An 18,098-nucleotide genomic window follows, 5' to 3' on the forward strand; every position below is an offset into this window, starting at 1 on the left:
ATCACAGTACTGCAATTACGGTTTTCTCTTTATAACAATTTTATTTAATCTCAGATTATACCAAACCTGCTTGAATTAAATATTCAGCGATTTGAATCGTGTTTGTGGCAGCACCTTTTCTTAAGTTATCAGCAACAATCCACATATTTAAAGTATTTGGCTGGCTTTCGTCACGACGAATTCTTCCAACAAAAACATCATTTTTACCTTCTGCATATAATGGCATTGGATAAGTAAAGGTATCTAAATTATCTTGTACCGTTACACCATCTGTATGGTGTAAAATTTCGCGAACTTCGTTTACATCAAAATCATTAGTAAACTCAACATTTACTGCTTCGCTATGTCCGCCTACAACAGGAACACGAACGGCTGTAGCCGTAACTCTAATCGTATTATCAGCAAGAATTTTTTGAGTTTCACGAACTAATTTCATTTCCTCTTTAGTGTATCCGTTATCTTCAAAACTATCGCAGTGAGGAATTGCATTTCTGTGAATTGGATATTTGTAAGCCATATCACCTTGAACTCCTGCGTACTCATTTTCTAATTGTTTTACCGCTTTTACACCAGTTCCTGTAATCGATTGGTAAGTAGAAACAATGATTCTTTTGATATTGTATTTTTTATGCAAAGGCGCTAAAGCCATCACCATCTGAATTGTAGAACAGTTTGGATTAGCGATGATTTTGTCTTCTTTAGTTAAAACAGCAGCATTGATTTCTGGAACTACTAATTTTTTAGTAGGATCCATTCTCCATGCAGATGAATTATCAATTACAGTAGTTCCTGCAGCAGCAAATTTTGGAGCCCACTCTAGAGAAGTATCTCCTCCGGCAGAGAAAATGGCAATATCTGCTTTCATATCTACTGCTGTCTGTAAACCAACTACTTTATATTTTGTTCCTTTATATTCAATTTCTTTTCCTACTGATCTTTCAGAAGCAACAGGAATTAATTCTGTAACAGGAAAATTTCTTTCCGCTAAAACTTTAAGCATTACTTCGCCAACCATTCCGGTAGCACCAACGACTGCAATTCTCATTTTTATATTTTTAAATAATTCAATAATCTAATTTAGTAAGGCAAAAGTAAGTATAATAAAAGTCTCTGCAAGGTGATTCACAAAAAATAACAAAATGTTACAAAACAAACATTTTGTAAAAAAACCGCCTCTTTAGAAGGCGGTTAAGTTAGACTTAGTGTAGCGGTATTATATTTTTATTTATTTTTCAATAAATCTCTAATCTGTATCAATAATTCTTCTTGAGTTGGTCCAGCTGGAGGCGGTGGCGCAACATCTTTCTTTTTAGCGTGGTTCATCGCTTTAATAATCAGAAATAAAACAAAAGCAACGATAATAAAGTTAATTACTGCCGATAGAAACAATCCGTACTTTACACCTCCAAAAGCGGTTAATTGTTCAATTGTCGACAAGTTCGCAGCATCTAAAGCTGGTTTTAACAACAATGGCGTAATTACATCTTCAATAAATGAACTGACGATCTTACCAAAAGCTGCTCCAATAATTACACCGACAGCCAAATCGACTACGTTGCCTTTCATTGCAAATTCCTTAAATTCTGAAAAAAATCCCATATCGTATCTATTTATATTTATAATAAGTGAATCCCGAAAATACGTAATTTTCTTGAAATTTCTTAAAATTATCTAAAAAATACCCGTTTTACTCTTTGTGAAATACTGGTCATAATCTCGTATGGAATTGTTTTTAAAGCCACTGCCATCTCAATAACCGTTGGGCTTTCGCCGAAAATAATTACTGGATCACCTTCTTTGCAGTCAATTTCTGTTACATTTACCATTAGCATATCCATGCAGACACTGCCTACAATTACCGCTTTTTGATTCTTTATCGTTACAAATCCAACTTCATTTCCCCATAATCTTGAAATTCCGTCTGCATAACCAATCGGAATGGTGGCAATTTTAGTTTCTTTCTCTGCCATAAATCGACGTCCATAACCTACACTATCTCCCGAAGGGATAACACGAACCTGAGAAATAATCGATTTTAAAGTCCCAACGTTTTCTAAATATTTTTGTTCTGCCGGATCATTGGAAACTCCGTACAAACCAATTCCTAAACGCACCATATTGTATTGTGAATTCGGGAAATTGCTTATTCCAGAAGTGTTTAAAATATGTCGGATTGGGTTTACATTTAATTCATTCATTAAACGCGAAGACAATTTCTCGAATAACGCAATTTGTTTATGGACAAAATCATAATATTTCGGATCATCACTTGTAGCCAAATGCGACAAGATACTTTGAACACGAACAGTTGAATTTCCTTTTAAAGTTTCAATCAATTCTTCAATTGTATTTTCTTCAAAACCTAAACGATGCATTCCTGTATCAATTTTGATATGAATTGGAAAATTTTTTAATTTCTTATCTCGGGCAATTTTCAAAAATGCATTCAGCCCTTTTATACTGTAAATTTCAGGTTCTAATTGATATTGAATTATCGATGGAAAACTGGTAGATTCTGGATTTAAAACCATAATAGGCAGTTTTATTCCGCCATTTTTCAATGATATTCCTTCATCGGCGAAAGCCACACCTAAATAATCTACTTTATGATGTTCTAATAATTTTGCAATTTCTAATCCTCCATTTCCATAACCAAAAGCTTTTACCATTACCATCATTTTGACATTTGGAGCCAGTTTTGATTTAAAGTAATTAAAGTTGTGACTAATGGCGTCCAGATTAATTTCCAGAACTGTTTCGTGCGTTTTCTCTTCTAGAAGCGAAACAATTTCTTCAAACTCGAATGACCTTGCTCCTTTTATTAAGATGGTTTCATTTTGAAAATTCAAACTTTCAACTGATTCAATAAAATCAGCTGTGTTTTGAAACATCCTACTGTTCGGAAATTTAGCTGCAAATGAAGAAATGGTTGCTCCGATACCAATTACACGATTAATTTTATTATCGGCAATTAACTGCGCTACTTTTGAATATAATTCTTCATTTGAAAATCCGCTTTGGAAAATGTCTGATAAAATAACCGTTTTTGAAGCACCTTTTTTTGTTTGACTCTCTAAGAAATCCAAAGCAATTTTGAGAGATTGAAAATCAGAACTGTAGCTGTCATCGATTATACTGCAATTGTTAATTCCGTTTTTCACTTCTAAACGCATTCTAACTGGATAAAGCATCTCAATTCGGCTTTGAATGGTGGCTTGATCATAATTAAAATGCAATAAAACCAACAAGCACGAGATAGCATTTTCTATAGAAGCCGAATCGCTAAACGGAATTTCTAAATCAAAAACTTCATTCTGATATTGATATTGAATAAACGTGTGATCATTTTTACTTTCTTTTTTCAGAATAAAAACGTCTGCCGTTTTATCGGTAAAACTCCATGAAAAAAGCTTTCGCGGATGCATCATATATTCTGCTACAAACTGCGTCAAACATGAATCTACAATTTCGGTTTTTTGATAAATAATGATCGGGCAATCTTTAAACAAAAGCAGTTTTTCGTCAATCTTCTGCACTAAATTTAAAAAGCCTTCATCGTGCGCAGAACCAATATTTGTTAAAACACCAATATTAGGCTTAATGATTTTTTCCAGTTTTGCCATTTCGTTTACTGTCGAAATTCCAGCTTCAAAAATCCCTAAATTGTGTTTTTCGTTAATGGCAATTACCGAAAGTGGCACGCCAACCTGTGAATTGTAACTTTTAGGACTTCTTATAATATTATAGTCAGGACTCAATAAAAAATTAAGCCATTCTTTTACAATGGTTTTTCCGTTACTTCCTGTCAATCCAATAACTGGAAAATGAAAAAGGTTTCTGTAATAGGCTGCAAATTCCTGCAATGCATCCAGTGTATTTTCTACAACAAGAAAATTAGCTTTACCGGACAGTCCTTCGGGAATGTATTGCACCACAAAATTCTGAACTCCTTTTTCTATTAAATCGGGAATAAATAAATGAGCATCGTTGTTAACGCCAGCCAAAGCAAAAAACAAAGTTTGAGAGCCATTTTGCAAAGAACGGCTGTCTATCGAAATATGATCAATGAAAACATCAGTTTCCAAACCAATCCATTTGGCGTTAAGAACTGAAATCAGGCTTTTTAAATTTAGGCTCATTTAGAAATATCTTTTTTTCAAAATTAAGATATTAAAGATAGAAAAGAGTTGTGATTTTCTTAAAAAATAAAGCCTTTTAGCTTCGTTGTTTATATTTCTGTATATTTGTTTTTACACACAAATTTCCGCGTTTTGAAAAAAATACTTCCACTTTTCTCTTATATATTACACCCGATTTTTATATCGTTGTATGCCACTTTGTTTTATTTGTTCTGTAAAGGAGACCTTTTTAGCACACAAGAAAAATACTTTGTTTTATTACAGATTTTGGTGATTAATGTAATTGTGCCCATCTTGTTTTATCTGTTACTTAAATCAACTGGCCATGTAAAAACGATCATGCTCAGTCAAACTTCAGAACGTACTATTCCGTTAATTCTACAGTGTTTTTTGTATATTTTATTGGTAAAAAGAAGCATTGTAATTATTCGTTATCCAGAGCTTCATTTCTTTTTTCTAGGAGCTTTATTCAGTGCAATTCTTGCTTTAGTTTTTACTCTTTTTAAAATAAAGGCAAGTCTGCACATGGTTGCTATCTGCGGTTTTGCCATTTTTGTAATCGGTTTGAACATTCATCTTCAAATGCATAATCCGTACTGGCCGGCTTTACTGATTTTATTGTCGGGGGTTGTAGCATCATCGCGTTTAGAAATGAATGCACATACGTCTAGAGAAATATTAATTGGTTTGTTTGTTGGAATAATGCCTCAGCTATTGTTTTTATACTTATGGTTATAAAATATAAAAAATCAATCCCGCATTTAAGGTCTTCATATTGATTTTTTCTCCAGACAAAGTGGTTGCCGAATTAAACAACGGACTTAAACCGTAATACAAATACACATTCCAAGTATTATATCCTGCAGCAAGATATGGTCCGTACTGAAATTTATTAATAGCTGCATTATTATTGATTCGATACGTTTTCTCGCCGTCATCTAAAATGGAAGAATCGGAGAACACATAACTCAATTTCACACCTCCGTAAATACGCCAGAACTTAGTACTTTCATAAGTTGAATTACGCCATCTAAACTCTATCGGAAGATCTACAGAATATTGTCTGTAACGATTAGAAACAAATTGCCCAGAATCGTTTACACCATAAATAATATTACCTGCTCCGTCTTGAGAAATGGTTAAGTTTTGATAATAGTTTTGATAACTCAATCCTAAACCTGCAGCTATTGCAATCGTTCTTGATTTATTAACTGGCATATCTCTCAAAAAACCTCCAGAAAGCCCTAAAGAGAATTTATTCTGTTTGAAAGCAATCGGAATATCGGTAAACATATTGTAAGTTACAGAAAAATAAAATTGGTCTTCTCGATACAAAGAATCTATTTTTACTATTGGTTTTACTTCAGGCTTAACCTCTTCTTGTGCAAAAGAGCTAAAAAAAGTGAGTAAAAACAGGCAGCTAAAAATAATTCGCATATCGTAAAGTTGGTTTTAAAAGAGGATTTTAAAATAAACGCATTGCTGCACTTATTTATTTCATATACAAATATACTATAATGCTTTTTTTAGCAGTGCTAAGAAATACAAATATTCTTATTTTACTTGCTAATAAAATTAATTGCTGCATATTTTTCAATAAATCGACCGGAAGAGCCAAAAAATAAATGAATTTTCTTTTTATGTTTTATACCTTTGCTGGAAATGAAGAAAAAGCAGCTCATATTAAGTCTTTCGTTTGCTGTCACAATATTGTTCTCAATATTGTTTCAGTCGATACATAGTTATGAGCATATTGTAAAACAGCTTTCAGAAAAGCAGTGTCATCATAATTACAATGATCCTAATGGAGAAATAACACATCAGCATCATGATTATGATGTTTGTTTTGTTTGTCATTTTGCTTTTGAATCATTTGTTATCCCGCAGGATTTCTCCTTTCAATTTCATTCTTTTGATAGAGAAACTCCCTATTTCTTTCCTGTTTCAGAGAAGATTTTTTCCGTTTCAATTACCTCCTATTTCTTACGAGGTCCTCCTGTTACTATAGTTTCTTAAGTTTTCGTTTTTCGAAAAAATCACATTTCTTTTAATTCAAATTCAAAAAACATTGAGTTTTCTAATCCTGTTTCTATAATCGGGATCAGAATGCTTTATTGTTGGTTTTATTTTTTATTCGAAGAAAAAATCAATTTAACTATAGTATCATTTTCAAATGAAAAAATTTATAATTGCCCTTGTTTTAGGGTTTTCGGGCATTCTTTCTGCTCAAAATTCGGTTTCTGGTATTGTAACCGACAATCAAAATAATCCATTGCCTGGTGTTTCTGTTTATGCACCTGAAATTCACAAAGGAACCACTACAGATGCAAACGGAAAGTACGAATTAAATAATCTTCCAAACGGAAGTCTTAGACTTGCTTTTACTTATGTTGGATATGCCAATCAGAATAAAACTATCTCAAAATTACTGAAGCAAAATACTTTAGATATTACTCTTGAAGAATCAATTTTAGAGATGGACGAAGTAGTGGTTTCTACTCCATTTAATAAATTACAATCGCAGAACGTAATGAAAATTGAACACGAAAGCATCAAAACATTACAGCAAAAAGGAACCTCAACTTTAATTGAAGGTTTGGCGACAATTCCCGGAGTTTCACAAATTTCAACCGGAACTTCTATTGGAAAACCTGTAATTCGTGGGCTTAGCGGGAATCGTGTTTTAGTATATTCTCAAGGAGTTCGCATTGAAAATCAGCAGTTTGGAGACGAGCATGGTTTAGGCTTAAATGATGCCGGAATCGAAAGTGTTGAAGTGATTAAAGGGCCAGCTTCTTTATTATATGGCTCTGATGCTTTGGGTGGGGTTTTGTATTTTAATCCTGAAAAATTTGCTGATGCAGGCGACTTTAAAGCTAATTTCAGTCAAAAATATTTTACCAATACACAAGGAAGCAATTCTTCTATCGGATTAAAAACTTCTACAGATAACTGGAAATTTTTAGCTCGCGGAAGTTACAACACCCATTCTGACTACAAAATTGCTGACGGTGACCGTGTAACAAACTCACGTTATAACGAAACTGATTTTAAAACTGGAATTGGATACAGCAACTCCACTTTTTCTAGTGTTTTAAGATACAATTACAACAAACTGGACATTGGAATTCCTGAAGATGGAATTGCTGCACAATCCTCAAGCAAAGACACACAGTTTCCAAGACAAGGAATTTTCAATCATTTGTTGAGTTTAAACAACGTTATCTTTTTTGAAAACTCAAAATTGGATGTTGATTTAGGTTACATTGCCAATGACAGAAGCGAATTTGAAGACAGCAACGAAGCTTCTCTTCATATGAAATTGAATACTTTTAACTACAATGTTAAATATCATTTTCCTAAATTCGGAAAAATCGAAACTATTGTAGGGGTTCAGGGAATGCATCAAACGAATAAAAATTCGGGAGAAGAATATTTAATTCCAGATGCTACGACAAACGATTTTGGTGTTTTTGGAACGGCAAATTACGAATGGGACAACAGCGTTTTGCAAGCTGGATTACGATTTGATAATAGAAACATTACTTCAATCGAACACGGAACTGAAGGTGAAGAAGGATATTTTCTGCCACTTGACAGATCTTTCGACAGTTTTAATGCTTCTTTAGGTTATAAAACAAAATTGGCTGAACCATTGACTCTTCGTTTAAATGTTGCTACAGGATTTAGAGCTCCAAATTTGGCAGAATTAACTTCAAATGGTGTTCATGAAGGAACTAATAGATACGAAATTGGAAATGCAAATCTGAAAACAGAACAAAATGTTCAAACTGATTTGAATTTAGAATATAAGAACACTCATTTCGAATTTTTCGTAAACGGATTTTATAATCATGTAAACAATTATATCTACACATCTCCAACAGGAGAAGTTTTAGAGGACAATGATGTTTTTGCTTATGTTCAAGATAATGCTCAATTGTACGGAGGTGAAGTTGGATTACACTTTCATCCGCACCCATTAGACTGGTTGCATTTTGAAACAAGTTTTGAAACGGTTACTGGTAAAAAAGAGAATAAAGATTATCTTCCATTAATTCCTGCCAACAATTGGAACAACACTCTTAGAACTGAATTTAACATCAAAAATTGGCTAAGCGAAGGTTTTGCTTCATTAAATGTTTCTTCAACTTTCAGTCAGGATAATGTGAGCGGTTTTGAAACAGCTTCTAAAGGATATACTTTAGTAAATCTTGGTTTTGGAGGAACAGTAAAACTAGGTAAAACTGCTTTCGACATTAACTTAAACGGAAACAATTTATTTGATAAAAAATATATTGCACACCTTTCAAGATTGAAAACAGACGGTATTCCAAATATTGGAAGAAACATCGTTTTAGGTGTTAATTTCAACTTGTAAAATTTTATTTAACCGCAAAGTATTGCGCAAGGTTCGCTAAGTTTTATTTTATAAAATAACGATTAAAAGAATCTCGCAAAGACGCCAAGTCGCAAAGAAATTTTAAAACTTTACGCTTCTGCGGCTTTGCGAGATTAATTTTGCGTGCTTTGTGTAAACTCTTTGCGCACTTTGCGGTTAATAACATACCAATCTCACAAAAAGTGCTATTTTTGTTACAACAGATAAAAACTAACTATGAAAAAAACTTTTTTATTAATGGCAATCACAACTGCAGGAATTTCATTTGCACAAAACAAAATCAAATATCCCGAAACCAAAAAAGGCGAAACTGTTGATATATATTTTGACACCAAAGTAAGCGATCCTTACCGTTGGCTTGAAGATGATAAATCTGCCGAGACTGGTACTTGGGTAAAAGCTGAAAATGATGTAACGTATGCTTATTTAGATAAAATTCCTTTTCGCAATGAACTTAAAAAACGAATGGAGAAGCTTTGGAACTATGAAAAAATTGGCGCTCCATTTACAGAAGGAAAATTTACCTATTATTCTAAAAACAACGGACTTCAGAATCAATCTGTAGTATATAGAAAAGGAAAAGATGGAAAAGATGAAATTTTCCTTGATCCAAATACTTTCTCTAAAGACGGAACTACTTCTCTTGGAGGTTTAAATTTTTCTAAAGACGGAAATAAAGCAGCTTATTCTATTTCAGAAGGCGGAAGCGACTGGAGAAAAGTTATTATTATTGATGCTCTGTCTAAAAAGGTTTTAGAAGATACTTTAGTTGATGTTAAATTCAGTGGCGTATCATGGTACAAAAATGAAGGATTTTATTACTCTAGCTATGACAAACCCAAAGGAAGTGAATTGTCTGCCAAAACAGATCAGCATAAATTATATTTCCACAAACTGGGAACTTCTCAAAAAGAAGACAAAGTAATTTTTGGTGCAGACCAAAAAAGAAGATATGTTGGTGGTTATGTTACTGAGGATGATCGTTACTTGATTATTACTGCAGCTAATTCAACTTATGGGAATGAGCTATATATTAAAGATCTGACTAAACCGAATAGCCCAATTGTTACAATCGTTGACAACTTTAATAGTGATAGTAATGTAATTGAAAACGAAGGCAGTAAACTATTTATTGAAACAGATTTTAATGCACCTAATAAGCGTATTGTAACCGTTGATGTGTCAAATCCGAAACCAGAAAACTGGAAAGATTTCATAAAAGAAACTGAAAACGTATTGACCCCTTCAACTGGCGCTGGATACTTTTTTGCTAATTATACAAAAGATGCTGTTTCACTTGTATTACAATATGATTATAACGGAAAATTAATTCGTGAAATAAAACTTCCTGCTGTAGGAACTGCTGGTGGTTTTGGCGGAAAAAAAGAAGAAAAGATTTTGTATTACAGTTTTGCCAACTACACGACTCCAGGAAGTATTTATTCTTTTGAACCAAAATCAGGCAAATCTGAAATTTATCAGAAACCAAAAGTAGATTTCAAAAGCGAAGATTATGAATCAAAACAAGTATTTTATACTTCAAAAGACGGCACTAAAGTTCCAATGATTATTACCTATAAAAAAGGAACAAAACTAGATGGCAAAAACCCAACAATTTTATATGGTTATGGCGGATTCAATGTTAGTTTAACACCAAGTTTCAGCATTGCAAATGCGGTTTGGATGGAAAACGGAGGAGTTTATGCTGTTGCCAATTTAAGAGGTGGTGGTGAATATGGGAAAAAATGGCATAATGCAGGAACTAAACTTCAGAAACAAAATGTATTTGATGATTTTATCGCTGCTGCGGAATATCTAATTGCTCAAAAATATACTTCTTCAGATTATTTAGCTATTCGTGGAGGCTCTAATGGAGGATTATTAGTTGGCGCAACAATGACACAACGTCCTGACTTAATGAAAGTAGCTTTACCAGCTGTTGGAGTTATGGATATGCTTCGTTACAATGCATTTACTGCAGGTGCTGGATGGGCATTTGATTATGGGACTGCTCAGGATAACAAAGAAATGTTTGAGTATTTAAAAGGATATTCTCCTGTTCATAACGTTAAAAAAGGAACACATTACCCTGCAACAATGGTAACAACTGGAGATCACGACGATCGTGTGGTTCCAGCTCATAGTTTCAAATTTGCTTCTGAATTACAGGAAAAACAAGCAGGAGACAATCCAGTTTTAATTAGAATTGATGTTAAAGCAGGTCACGGTGCAGGAAAATCTGTTGCGGCTACAATTCAAGAAAATGTAGACATTCAGGCTTTCACGCTTTACAATATGGGTTTTAAAGCTTTGCCTAAAAAGTAAACCTTTAAGCTATTTTTTTTTAGCCACGAATTCACGAATTTATTTCTGAATATCGTGGCTTTTTTTGTTTCACGCAGATTTCGCATTTTTTTGCAGATTTAAGCTGCTTTAATTAATAAAAATCTCTGTGCATCTGCTTAAATCATTTTTAATCTGCTTGAAATAAATTCGTGAATTTGTGGCTAACTTTTTTAAATAAACCATTTACACTAAATTTGAGAAACTTAAAACTTAAACCATGAAAATTATAAAATGGGGAATTATTGGCTGCGGTAATGTAACCGAAGTAAAAAGCGGCCCAGCATTTCAAAAAGCTCCAAATTCTGCTTTAGTCGCCGTGATGCGCCGAGACGCTGCATTAGCGGAAGATTACGCCAAACGCCATAATGTTCCAAAATGGTATTCGAATGCAATTGATTTAATAAATGATCCAGAAGTTGATGCAGTTTATATTGCCACTCCTCCATCTTCTCATAAAGAATATACTATTTTGTGTGCCAAAGCTGGAAAACCAGTTTATGTAGAAAAACCAATGGCATTAACTTTTGAGGAATGCAACGAAATGATTAGTGTTTGTAAAGAGCATAATGTTCCTTTGTTTGTTGCTTATTACAGAAGAGCCTTACCTCGTTTTCTAAAAATAAAAGAATTAATCGACAAAGGCAAACTTGGAGTAATCAGACATGTAAACTGTGTTTTGTACCATCCGTTCGAAGCACGTTATGATGATGAAATTAATCTTCCATGGACCGTTTTACCACATATTTCAGGCGGAGGAATCTTTGTTGATTTGGCTTGTCACACTTTAGATTTTCTTGATTTTGTTTTAGGACCAATAAAATCTGTTCGCGGTCATGCAACATCTCAATTAAAAGCTTATCCTGCTGAAGATGCCGTTTCAATGTCATTCTTATTTGAAAACGGAATTCACGGATCTGGAATCTGGAATTTTGCAAGTTTTGAACGCTATGATAACACTGAAATTGTAGGCGATAAAGGAAAAATTTCATTCTCCACTTTTGGAAATGATCCAATTCATATTCAATATGCAAATGGAGAAAAAGAGAGTATTACTATAGAAAATCCGTTACACATTCAACAGCCGTTTATAGAAACTGTAATAGCTGAATTATTAGGAAAAGAAAATGCATCTCCATCAAAAGGTATTTCGGGTTCAAGAACAACTTGGGTTATTGATCAGGTTTTGAAGGAGTTTAGAAAGTCTTCTAAATAATATGAATTGCCTCCTGCTTTAGCTGGAGGAATTAAAATTTCAATAAGCAAAGGCTTTAGCCAAAAAAATGTTCGGCTAAAGCCCTTTCCCTTCCAAATCTATTAAAACCTCCAGCTAAAGCAGGAGGCAATTCATAGAAAATGATTTAAAATAAAAGAGGATATTCTTTCGAATATCCTCTTTTTTAAAACTATAATAACGGAATAAAATTATAGGCTGTATTTGATACCTAAAGTTAATCCTAAACCAGAAATTCCAACGTAAGAGCTTAATTCATCTGTTGGTTTTGTTGAATCAACACCATTTGGATTTGTTGCTGCATTATTCGAATTCACATCTAATCTGTCTCTGTAATTTGTATGGATTTGAGCTGTAGTTCTAGTCGCTAAAGCATCTTGACCATTCATTTTAAACTCAGTAGTTTCTTTTGTTTTCCCGTGAACAGTAAAGTTGCGATATTCTAATTCAGCAAAAGCAGAAATATGTTTTCCTAACTTGTAAGAAGTACCTAAAGCAGCTGAAAAACCAATAGTTGGATTTGGCTTAACTTTATCTACACTATGAACAGCAGCAGTTGCAGGATTAGCAACACCTGTTGGTACGATTGCATCAGTAGTAATTTCTAAATCACCATGAACTGGAACTAAAACGCCAACTTTAGTATATGGCTCAAAACCATGAGCTTCACCTAAAAACATTACAAGTGCCGGAGCAAGATCAAATGCTGTAATTTGACCAACCGATTTAAAATTATAAACAGGCTTTCCTCCCGAAACAAAAATTGCATCTGTAGTAGTTTGCGCCATTTTCTTATCATTACTTGTATAGTAATTTACTCCTAACTCAACTCCTAAACGTGTTGAGAAGCGGTATCCCGCCGTTACACCAGTTCTAAAACCTTGTCCAAATGAACCTGTAACACTTTTCTCAGAAACTAATTTCCCACCTACGTAAGTTCTATCTAAAGCTGGATTTCCTCCAACTGTTGGAAACTCAGTAGAAGCTGTTTGGTTAAAGTAAGATCCACCTAATTTAAAATACCAGCTTTCTGGTTTGTCTGCTTTTTCTGTTTGCGCCATCATGGTCATTGAGCAAACTAATAATCCTAATAAAAATAGGTTCTTTTTCATAATTCTTGGTTTAATTGATTTATACAAACTTAGAACATTAAACACATTCTTACAATTTGTAAAGTTAGACTTGGAACGAAATCGTTGTAATTTTGAGCAATATTACTAAAAAAGTATTATGCGTGCATATTTTTAACATAAAAAATTAACATGTGTTTAAAATTTAACTGTTAATTTTTTAGTTCAATTTAAAATTAATCTGCATTTTCTCCAATTCCTGCAACAATTCAGCTGAAATTTTGACCTTTATACGACGACTCGGCATCGTTAATTTGGTTACAACTTTTATCTCTTCAACTTCATTTACCTCTTGAATCTTAGTGTCCTCCATCGCACTATCCTCATTTTCAGCTTCAAAAACAGCATCGTCGGTTTCAAAATCTGTTGGAGTTTCTACTTCGACCAATTTCTTGATCTTTTCTAATTCCATGATTTCAAAAGTCACAGAATTATCACCTTTATTTTCAGCAAATAAATGACTCAATTTATGAATAAACTCTGGATGCAGATCCTTGATGTTCAGCAACAAGATTAATTTTTTAGCGAAAGCTTCTAAAATATCCTGCAGTTGACGAATCTCTACAAACTGCATTCTAGGATCTGATTTTTTACCTGTGTCATGATTTACCCATCCGTCTTTTATCAAAATTTTCAAAAAGGCAAAATTGTTCTGAATTAAGAAATGGCGGAATTTCAGATATTCTTCTCCAAAAATCTTAAACTCGTAACTTTCGTCATAACCTTCTAAATTGAATGCCGCCCAGCCTTTTCCATTTTTGGCTACACGATGCTGTACGTTATTTATAATTCCAGCAAAATGTAAATTCTTTCCAACATATTCATTCATGCTTTTTAAGGCTTCTAAACGAGCGTTGCAAAAGTATTTCATCTCGAATCTAAAATCATCAAGCGGATGCCCTGAAATATAGATCCCTACAACCTCTTTTTCTTTGGCTAATTTTTCCATTGTACTCCAATCTTCACACGGAGGCACAACTGGTTCTGCGATTTGTACTTCACTGGCTTCTCCAAATAAACTTACCTGAGAAGAGTTTTCATTTTCCTGAAACTTCGATCCGTAACGCATCGCTTTTTCATAGAATGTAATTCCGTCTCCATCATCATGGAAATATTGCGCTCTTGTTGTTCCTTCAAATGAATCAAAACCTCCAGCCAATGCTAAGTTTTCAATCGCTTTTTTGTTAGCCGCACGCAAATCAATTCGCTTTGCCAAATCAAAAATTGATTTATATCTTCCGTCTTTTCTGTTTTCTACAATGGTTTCAACCGCTCCAGAACCTACACCTTTAATCGCTCCCATTCCGAAACGAACTGCGTAGTCATCGTTTACGGTAAATTTATAGTATGATTCGTTTACATCTGGTCCAAGAACTTGTAATCCCATACGTTTACATTCTTCCATGAAGAAAGAAACTTGTTTGATATCGTTCATGTTATTCGAAAGTACCGCTGCCATATATTCGGCAGGATAATGCGCTTTCAAATAAGCTGTTTGGTAGGCAATCCAAGCATAACAAGTCGAGTGCGATTTGTTGAAGGCGTAACTCGCAAAAGCTTCCCAGTCTTTCCAGATTTTCTCTAGAACCTTTGCATCGTGACCTTTTGCTGCAGCTTGTTCAACAAACTTTGGCTTCATTTTATCTAGTACGTCTTTTTGTTTCTTACCCATCGCTTTACGCAAAACGTCGGCCTCACCCTTTGTAAATCCTGCCAAAGACTGAGACAAAAGCATTACCTGCTCTTGATAAACGGTAATTCCGTAGGTTTCAGATAAATATTCGGCACAGGCATCTAAATCGTATTTAATTTCCTCGTCGCCATTTTTTCTTCGAACGAAAGACGGAATATACTCCAAAGGTCCCGGACGATATAATGCGTTCATGGCAATTAAATCTCCAAAAACCGTTGGTTTAAGATCTTTCATGTATTTCTGCATTCCAGGTGACTCATATTGGAAGATTCCAACAGTTTCTCCTCTTTGGAAAAGCGCATACGTTTCTTCATCGTCAATTGGGAAAGTATCGGGATCCAGATCAATTCCTGTTCTGTATTTTACAAGTTTTACGGTATCTTTTATCAGCGTAAGAGTCTTCAGACCCAAGAAGTCCATTTTCAACAATCCGGCACTTTCAGCAACCGAGTTGTCAAACTGCGTTACATATAAATCCGAATCTTTTGCAGTGGTAACCGGAACGTAATTCGTAATATCCGATGGTGTAATGATTACCCCGCAGGCGTGAATTCCCGTATTACGCATTGATCCTTCAAGGATTTTTGCTTGCTGAATGGTTTCTCCAGCCAAATCATCTTCATTGGCAATGGCGATTAATTCTTTTACATTATCAAATTCGTCCGAACGAAGGGCTTTTTTGACTTCTTCTTCACTCTCCGAAATAAAACGCGCCAGATTCCATTTTGAAGGCATCATTCCTGGAATCAGTTTTGCGATTCTATCGGCTTCAAATAAAGGTAAATCCAATACACGTGCCGTATCACGAATTGCCGATTTGGTTGCCATTTTACCATAAGTGATAATCTGCGCAACCTGTTTTTGACCGTATTTGTTGATTACGTAATCCATTACACGTCCACGACCCTCATCATCAAAGTCGATATCAATATCGGGCATCGATACACGGTCAGGATTTAGGAAACGCTCAAAAAGCAAGTCGTATTTAATTGGGTCAATATTGGTAATTCCGAGACAGTATGCAACGGCAGAACCCGCTGCAGATCCACGTCCTGGACCAACCGATACATCCATTTTTCTTGCTTCGGCGATGAAATCCTGTACAATTAGGAAATAACCTGGATATCCTGAGTTTGAAATCGTCATTAACTCAAAATCCAAACGCTCCTGAATCGATTCGGTAATTTCGCCATATCTTCTTTTGGCACCTTCCATAGTAAGGTGTCTCAGGTATTTATTTTCTCCACGTACACCACCGTCTTCTTCATCTTCGGGAACCATAAATTCGTCAGGAATTTCGAATTTCGGAAGCAATACATCTCGATACAATGAATATCCTTCCACCTTATCAATAATTTCCTGAATATTGATAATGGCTTCTGGCAAATCTGCAAAGAGTTTTTTCATCTCGTCTTGCGACTTAAAATAGTATTCCTGATTTGGAAGTCCGTAGCGGTAACCACGTCCACGTCCAATAGGTGTTGCCTGCTTTTCACCATCTTTTACACAAAGTAAAATATCGTGTGCATTGGCATCTTCTTTATTTAAATAATAAGTATTATTGGTAGCAATTAATTTGACATCGTGTTTTTTCGAAAACTCAATCAGGGTTTTGTTTACACGATTTTCATCCTCTTGATTGTGGCGCATTACTTCCAGATAGAAATCTTCGCCAAATTGTTCTTTCCACCAAATCAACGCTTCTTCGGCTTGGTTTTCTCCAATGTTCAAGATTTTACTCGGAATTTCTCCGTATAAATTCCCAGACAAAACCATGATATCTCCTTTGTATTGTTCCACAATCCTGCGGTCAATTCTCGGAACATAATAAAATCCGTCGGTGTAAGCAATCGAAGCCATTTTGGCCAAGTTATGGTAACCCGCTTTATTTTTAGCCATCAAAACAACTTGATAACCATTGTCTTTTTTGCTTTTATCTAAATGATTTTCGCAGATATTAAATTCGCAACCAACAATTGGCTTCACTTCGGTTTCTGTTGGTTCCTCTCCAGCTTCAACTAGAGCTTTATTTTTTCCAGAAGCCGCTTTGTTGTGGTTCATAACAGCGCTCACAAAATGAAAAGCTCCCATCATGTTTCCGGTATCAGTCATGGCTACGGCCGGCATTCCGTTTTTAGCTGATGCCGCAACAATATTCCCAATTCCGATAGTCGATTGAAGTACTGAAAACTGCGTATGATTGTGCAAATGCGCAAATTTTGCTGCTTTAAAATCGGCTTTATCTTCTTCTGAAACAACCGTCTCCTTGCCTTCTCCGGCTAAAGCTTTAAGTTGCTCTCTGATTTTATCAGAAGCTGCTTTTAAATTGATGTGTTTTAAACCAATTAATTTAAAAGGTTCTGGATTTTGTTCTTGAAAATCTTTGAAATATTCCTTCGGAACGTCTAATTCTTCTTTAGTAAAAACTTCCCTTCTAACCAATTCCAAGAAACAACGCGTAGTTGCCTCAACGTCGGCAGTTGCGTTATGCGCTTCCGCGAAAGGCTGATCGAAAAGATAGCTGTGTAATTCGGTCAAAGTTGGAAGTTTGAATTTTCCTCCACGACCTCCAGGAAGCTGCAATAACGAAGCGGTAACTTCGGTACAAGTATCCAGAACCGGCATAGAACTCATTTGAGACTCCACTCCCAATCTATGGAATTCCGCTCCCATAATATTAACGTCAAAACCTAAATTTTGTCCAACGATAAATTTGGTTTTGCTTAAGGCAATATTGAATTTCTCTAAAACTTCGGCCAAAGTGATTCCATCGGCTTCAGCCAATTCAGTTGAGATTCCGTGAATACGTTCAGCATCATACGGAATATTAAATCCTTCTGGTTTTACCAAATAATCCTGATGCTCAATAAGCTGTCCCATCTCATCATGAAGCTGCCACGCAATTTGTATACAGCGGGGCCAGTTATCAGAATCGGTTATTGGGGCATCCCAGCGTTTTGGTAATCCGGTTGTTTCGGTATCGAATATTAAATACATAGAATGAAAATACAAAAATTAAACTCCAAATCCAAGGCTTTTCCAATATAAACACCTGATTATATGGAGTGTAAAAAATTGCTCTATGAATTTTGGAGGAAGTTCAAATTTACGCTTTTTTTGGAGATTGAAAACGGATAAATTCTTAAAACGACATTCT

The 18,098-nt window shown here is 34.7% G+C and carries 11 protein-coding genes; 5 read left to right on the forward strand and 6 right to left on the reverse strand.

From position 1 onward, the window contains the following. Window positions 1-55: 55 nt before the first annotated feature. From GSY47_RS18275 to GSY47_RS18285, 3 genes are all read right to left on the reverse strand, one after another. Window positions 56-1,045: an aspartate-semialdehyde dehydrogenase gene (locus GSY47_RS18275; RefSeq protein ID WP_219071499.1), complete on the reverse strand. Its 990-nt coding sequence runs from the start codon at window positions 1,043-1,045 to the stop codon at window positions 56-58. Window positions 1,046-1,221: 176 nt separating this feature from the next. Beyond that, entirely contained in the window at window positions 1,222-1,599 is a 378-nt protein-coding gene (gene mscL, locus GSY47_RS18280; protein WP_179003922.1) for a large conductance mechanosensitive channel protein MscL, read from the reverse strand. A gap of 68 nt (window positions 1,600-1,667) precedes the next feature. Beyond that, a complete protein-coding gene (locus GSY47_RS18285) occupies window positions 1,668-4,139 on the reverse strand; it encodes a bifunctional UDP-N-acetylmuramoyl-tripeptide:D-alanyl-D-alanine ligase/alanine racemase (protein WP_179003921.1) in 2,472 nt (823 codons plus the stop codon). A gap of 132 nt (window positions 4,140-4,271) precedes the next feature. Here GSY47_RS18285 and GSY47_RS18290 point away from each other — a divergent pair, with 132 nt between their 5' ends. After that, window positions 4,272-4,877, forward strand: coding sequence for a hypothetical protein (locus GSY47_RS18290; protein WP_246611352.1), 606 nt, complete (start codon window positions 4,272-4,274; stop codon window positions 4,875-4,877). On the opposite strand, the gene GSY47_RS18295 is transcribed toward GSY47_RS18290, so the two are convergent. Then, the gene (locus GSY47_RS18295) at window positions 4,872-5,576 is read right to left on the reverse strand and encodes a porin family protein (RefSeq protein WP_179003920.1); all 705 of its coding nucleotides are present in this window, start codon (window positions 5,574-5,576) and stop codon (window positions 4,872-4,874) included. The genes GSY47_RS18290 and GSY47_RS18295 overlap by 6 nt on opposite strands. Window positions 5,577-5,801: 225 nt before the next feature. Here GSY47_RS18295 and GSY47_RS18300 point away from each other — a divergent pair, with 225 nt between their 5' ends. From GSY47_RS18300 to GSY47_RS18315, 4 genes are all read left to right on the forward strand, one after another. Beyond that, window positions 5,802-6,155, forward strand: a complete 354-nt coding sequence (locus GSY47_RS18300; RefSeq protein ID WP_179003919.1) for a hypothetical protein — start codon at window positions 5,802-5,804, stop codon at window positions 6,153-6,155. Window positions 6,156-6,312: 157 nt separating this feature from the next. Continuing rightward, a complete protein-coding gene (locus GSY47_RS18305; RefSeq protein WP_179003918.1) occupies window positions 6,313-8,520 on the forward strand; it encodes a TonB-dependent receptor in 2,208 nt (735 codons plus the stop codon). Window positions 8,521-8,757: 237 nt separating this feature from the next. Continuing rightward, window positions 8,758-10,866 (forward strand): prolyl oligopeptidase family serine peptidase, encoded by a 2,109-nt coding sequence (locus tag GSY47_RS18310; RefSeq protein ID WP_179003917.1) that lies wholly within the window; start codon window positions 8,758-8,760, stop codon window positions 10,864-10,866. A gap of 238 nt (window positions 10,867-11,104) precedes the next feature. After that, window positions 11,105-12,100 (forward strand): Gfo/Idh/MocA family protein, encoded by a 996-nt coding sequence (locus GSY47_RS18315; protein WP_179003916.1) that lies wholly within the window; start codon window positions 11,105-11,107, stop codon window positions 12,098-12,100. Between the two features lie 209 nt (window positions 12,101-12,309). Here GSY47_RS18315 and GSY47_RS18320 read toward each other — a convergent pair whose 3' ends face one another. Together GSY47_RS18320 and dnaE are read right to left on the reverse strand one after the other, a co-directional pair. Further along, window positions 12,310-13,230, reverse strand: a complete 921-nt coding sequence (locus GSY47_RS18320; RefSeq protein WP_179003915.1) for an outer membrane beta-barrel protein — start codon at window positions 13,228-13,230, stop codon at window positions 12,310-12,312. Window positions 13,231-13,408: 178 nt separating this feature from the next. Then, complete coding sequence (gene dnaE / locus GSY47_RS18325) at window positions 13,409-17,938, reverse strand: DNA polymerase III subunit alpha (protein ID WP_179003914.1); 4,530 nt, start codon at window positions 17,936-17,938, stop codon at window positions 13,409-13,411. Between the last annotated feature and the right edge of the window lie 160 nt (window positions 17,939-18,098).

The organism is Flavobacterium quisquiliarum, assembly GCF_019308285.1.
GTDB lineage: Bacteria > Bacteroidota > Bacteroidia > Flavobacteriales > Flavobacteriaceae > Flavobacterium > Flavobacterium quisquiliarum.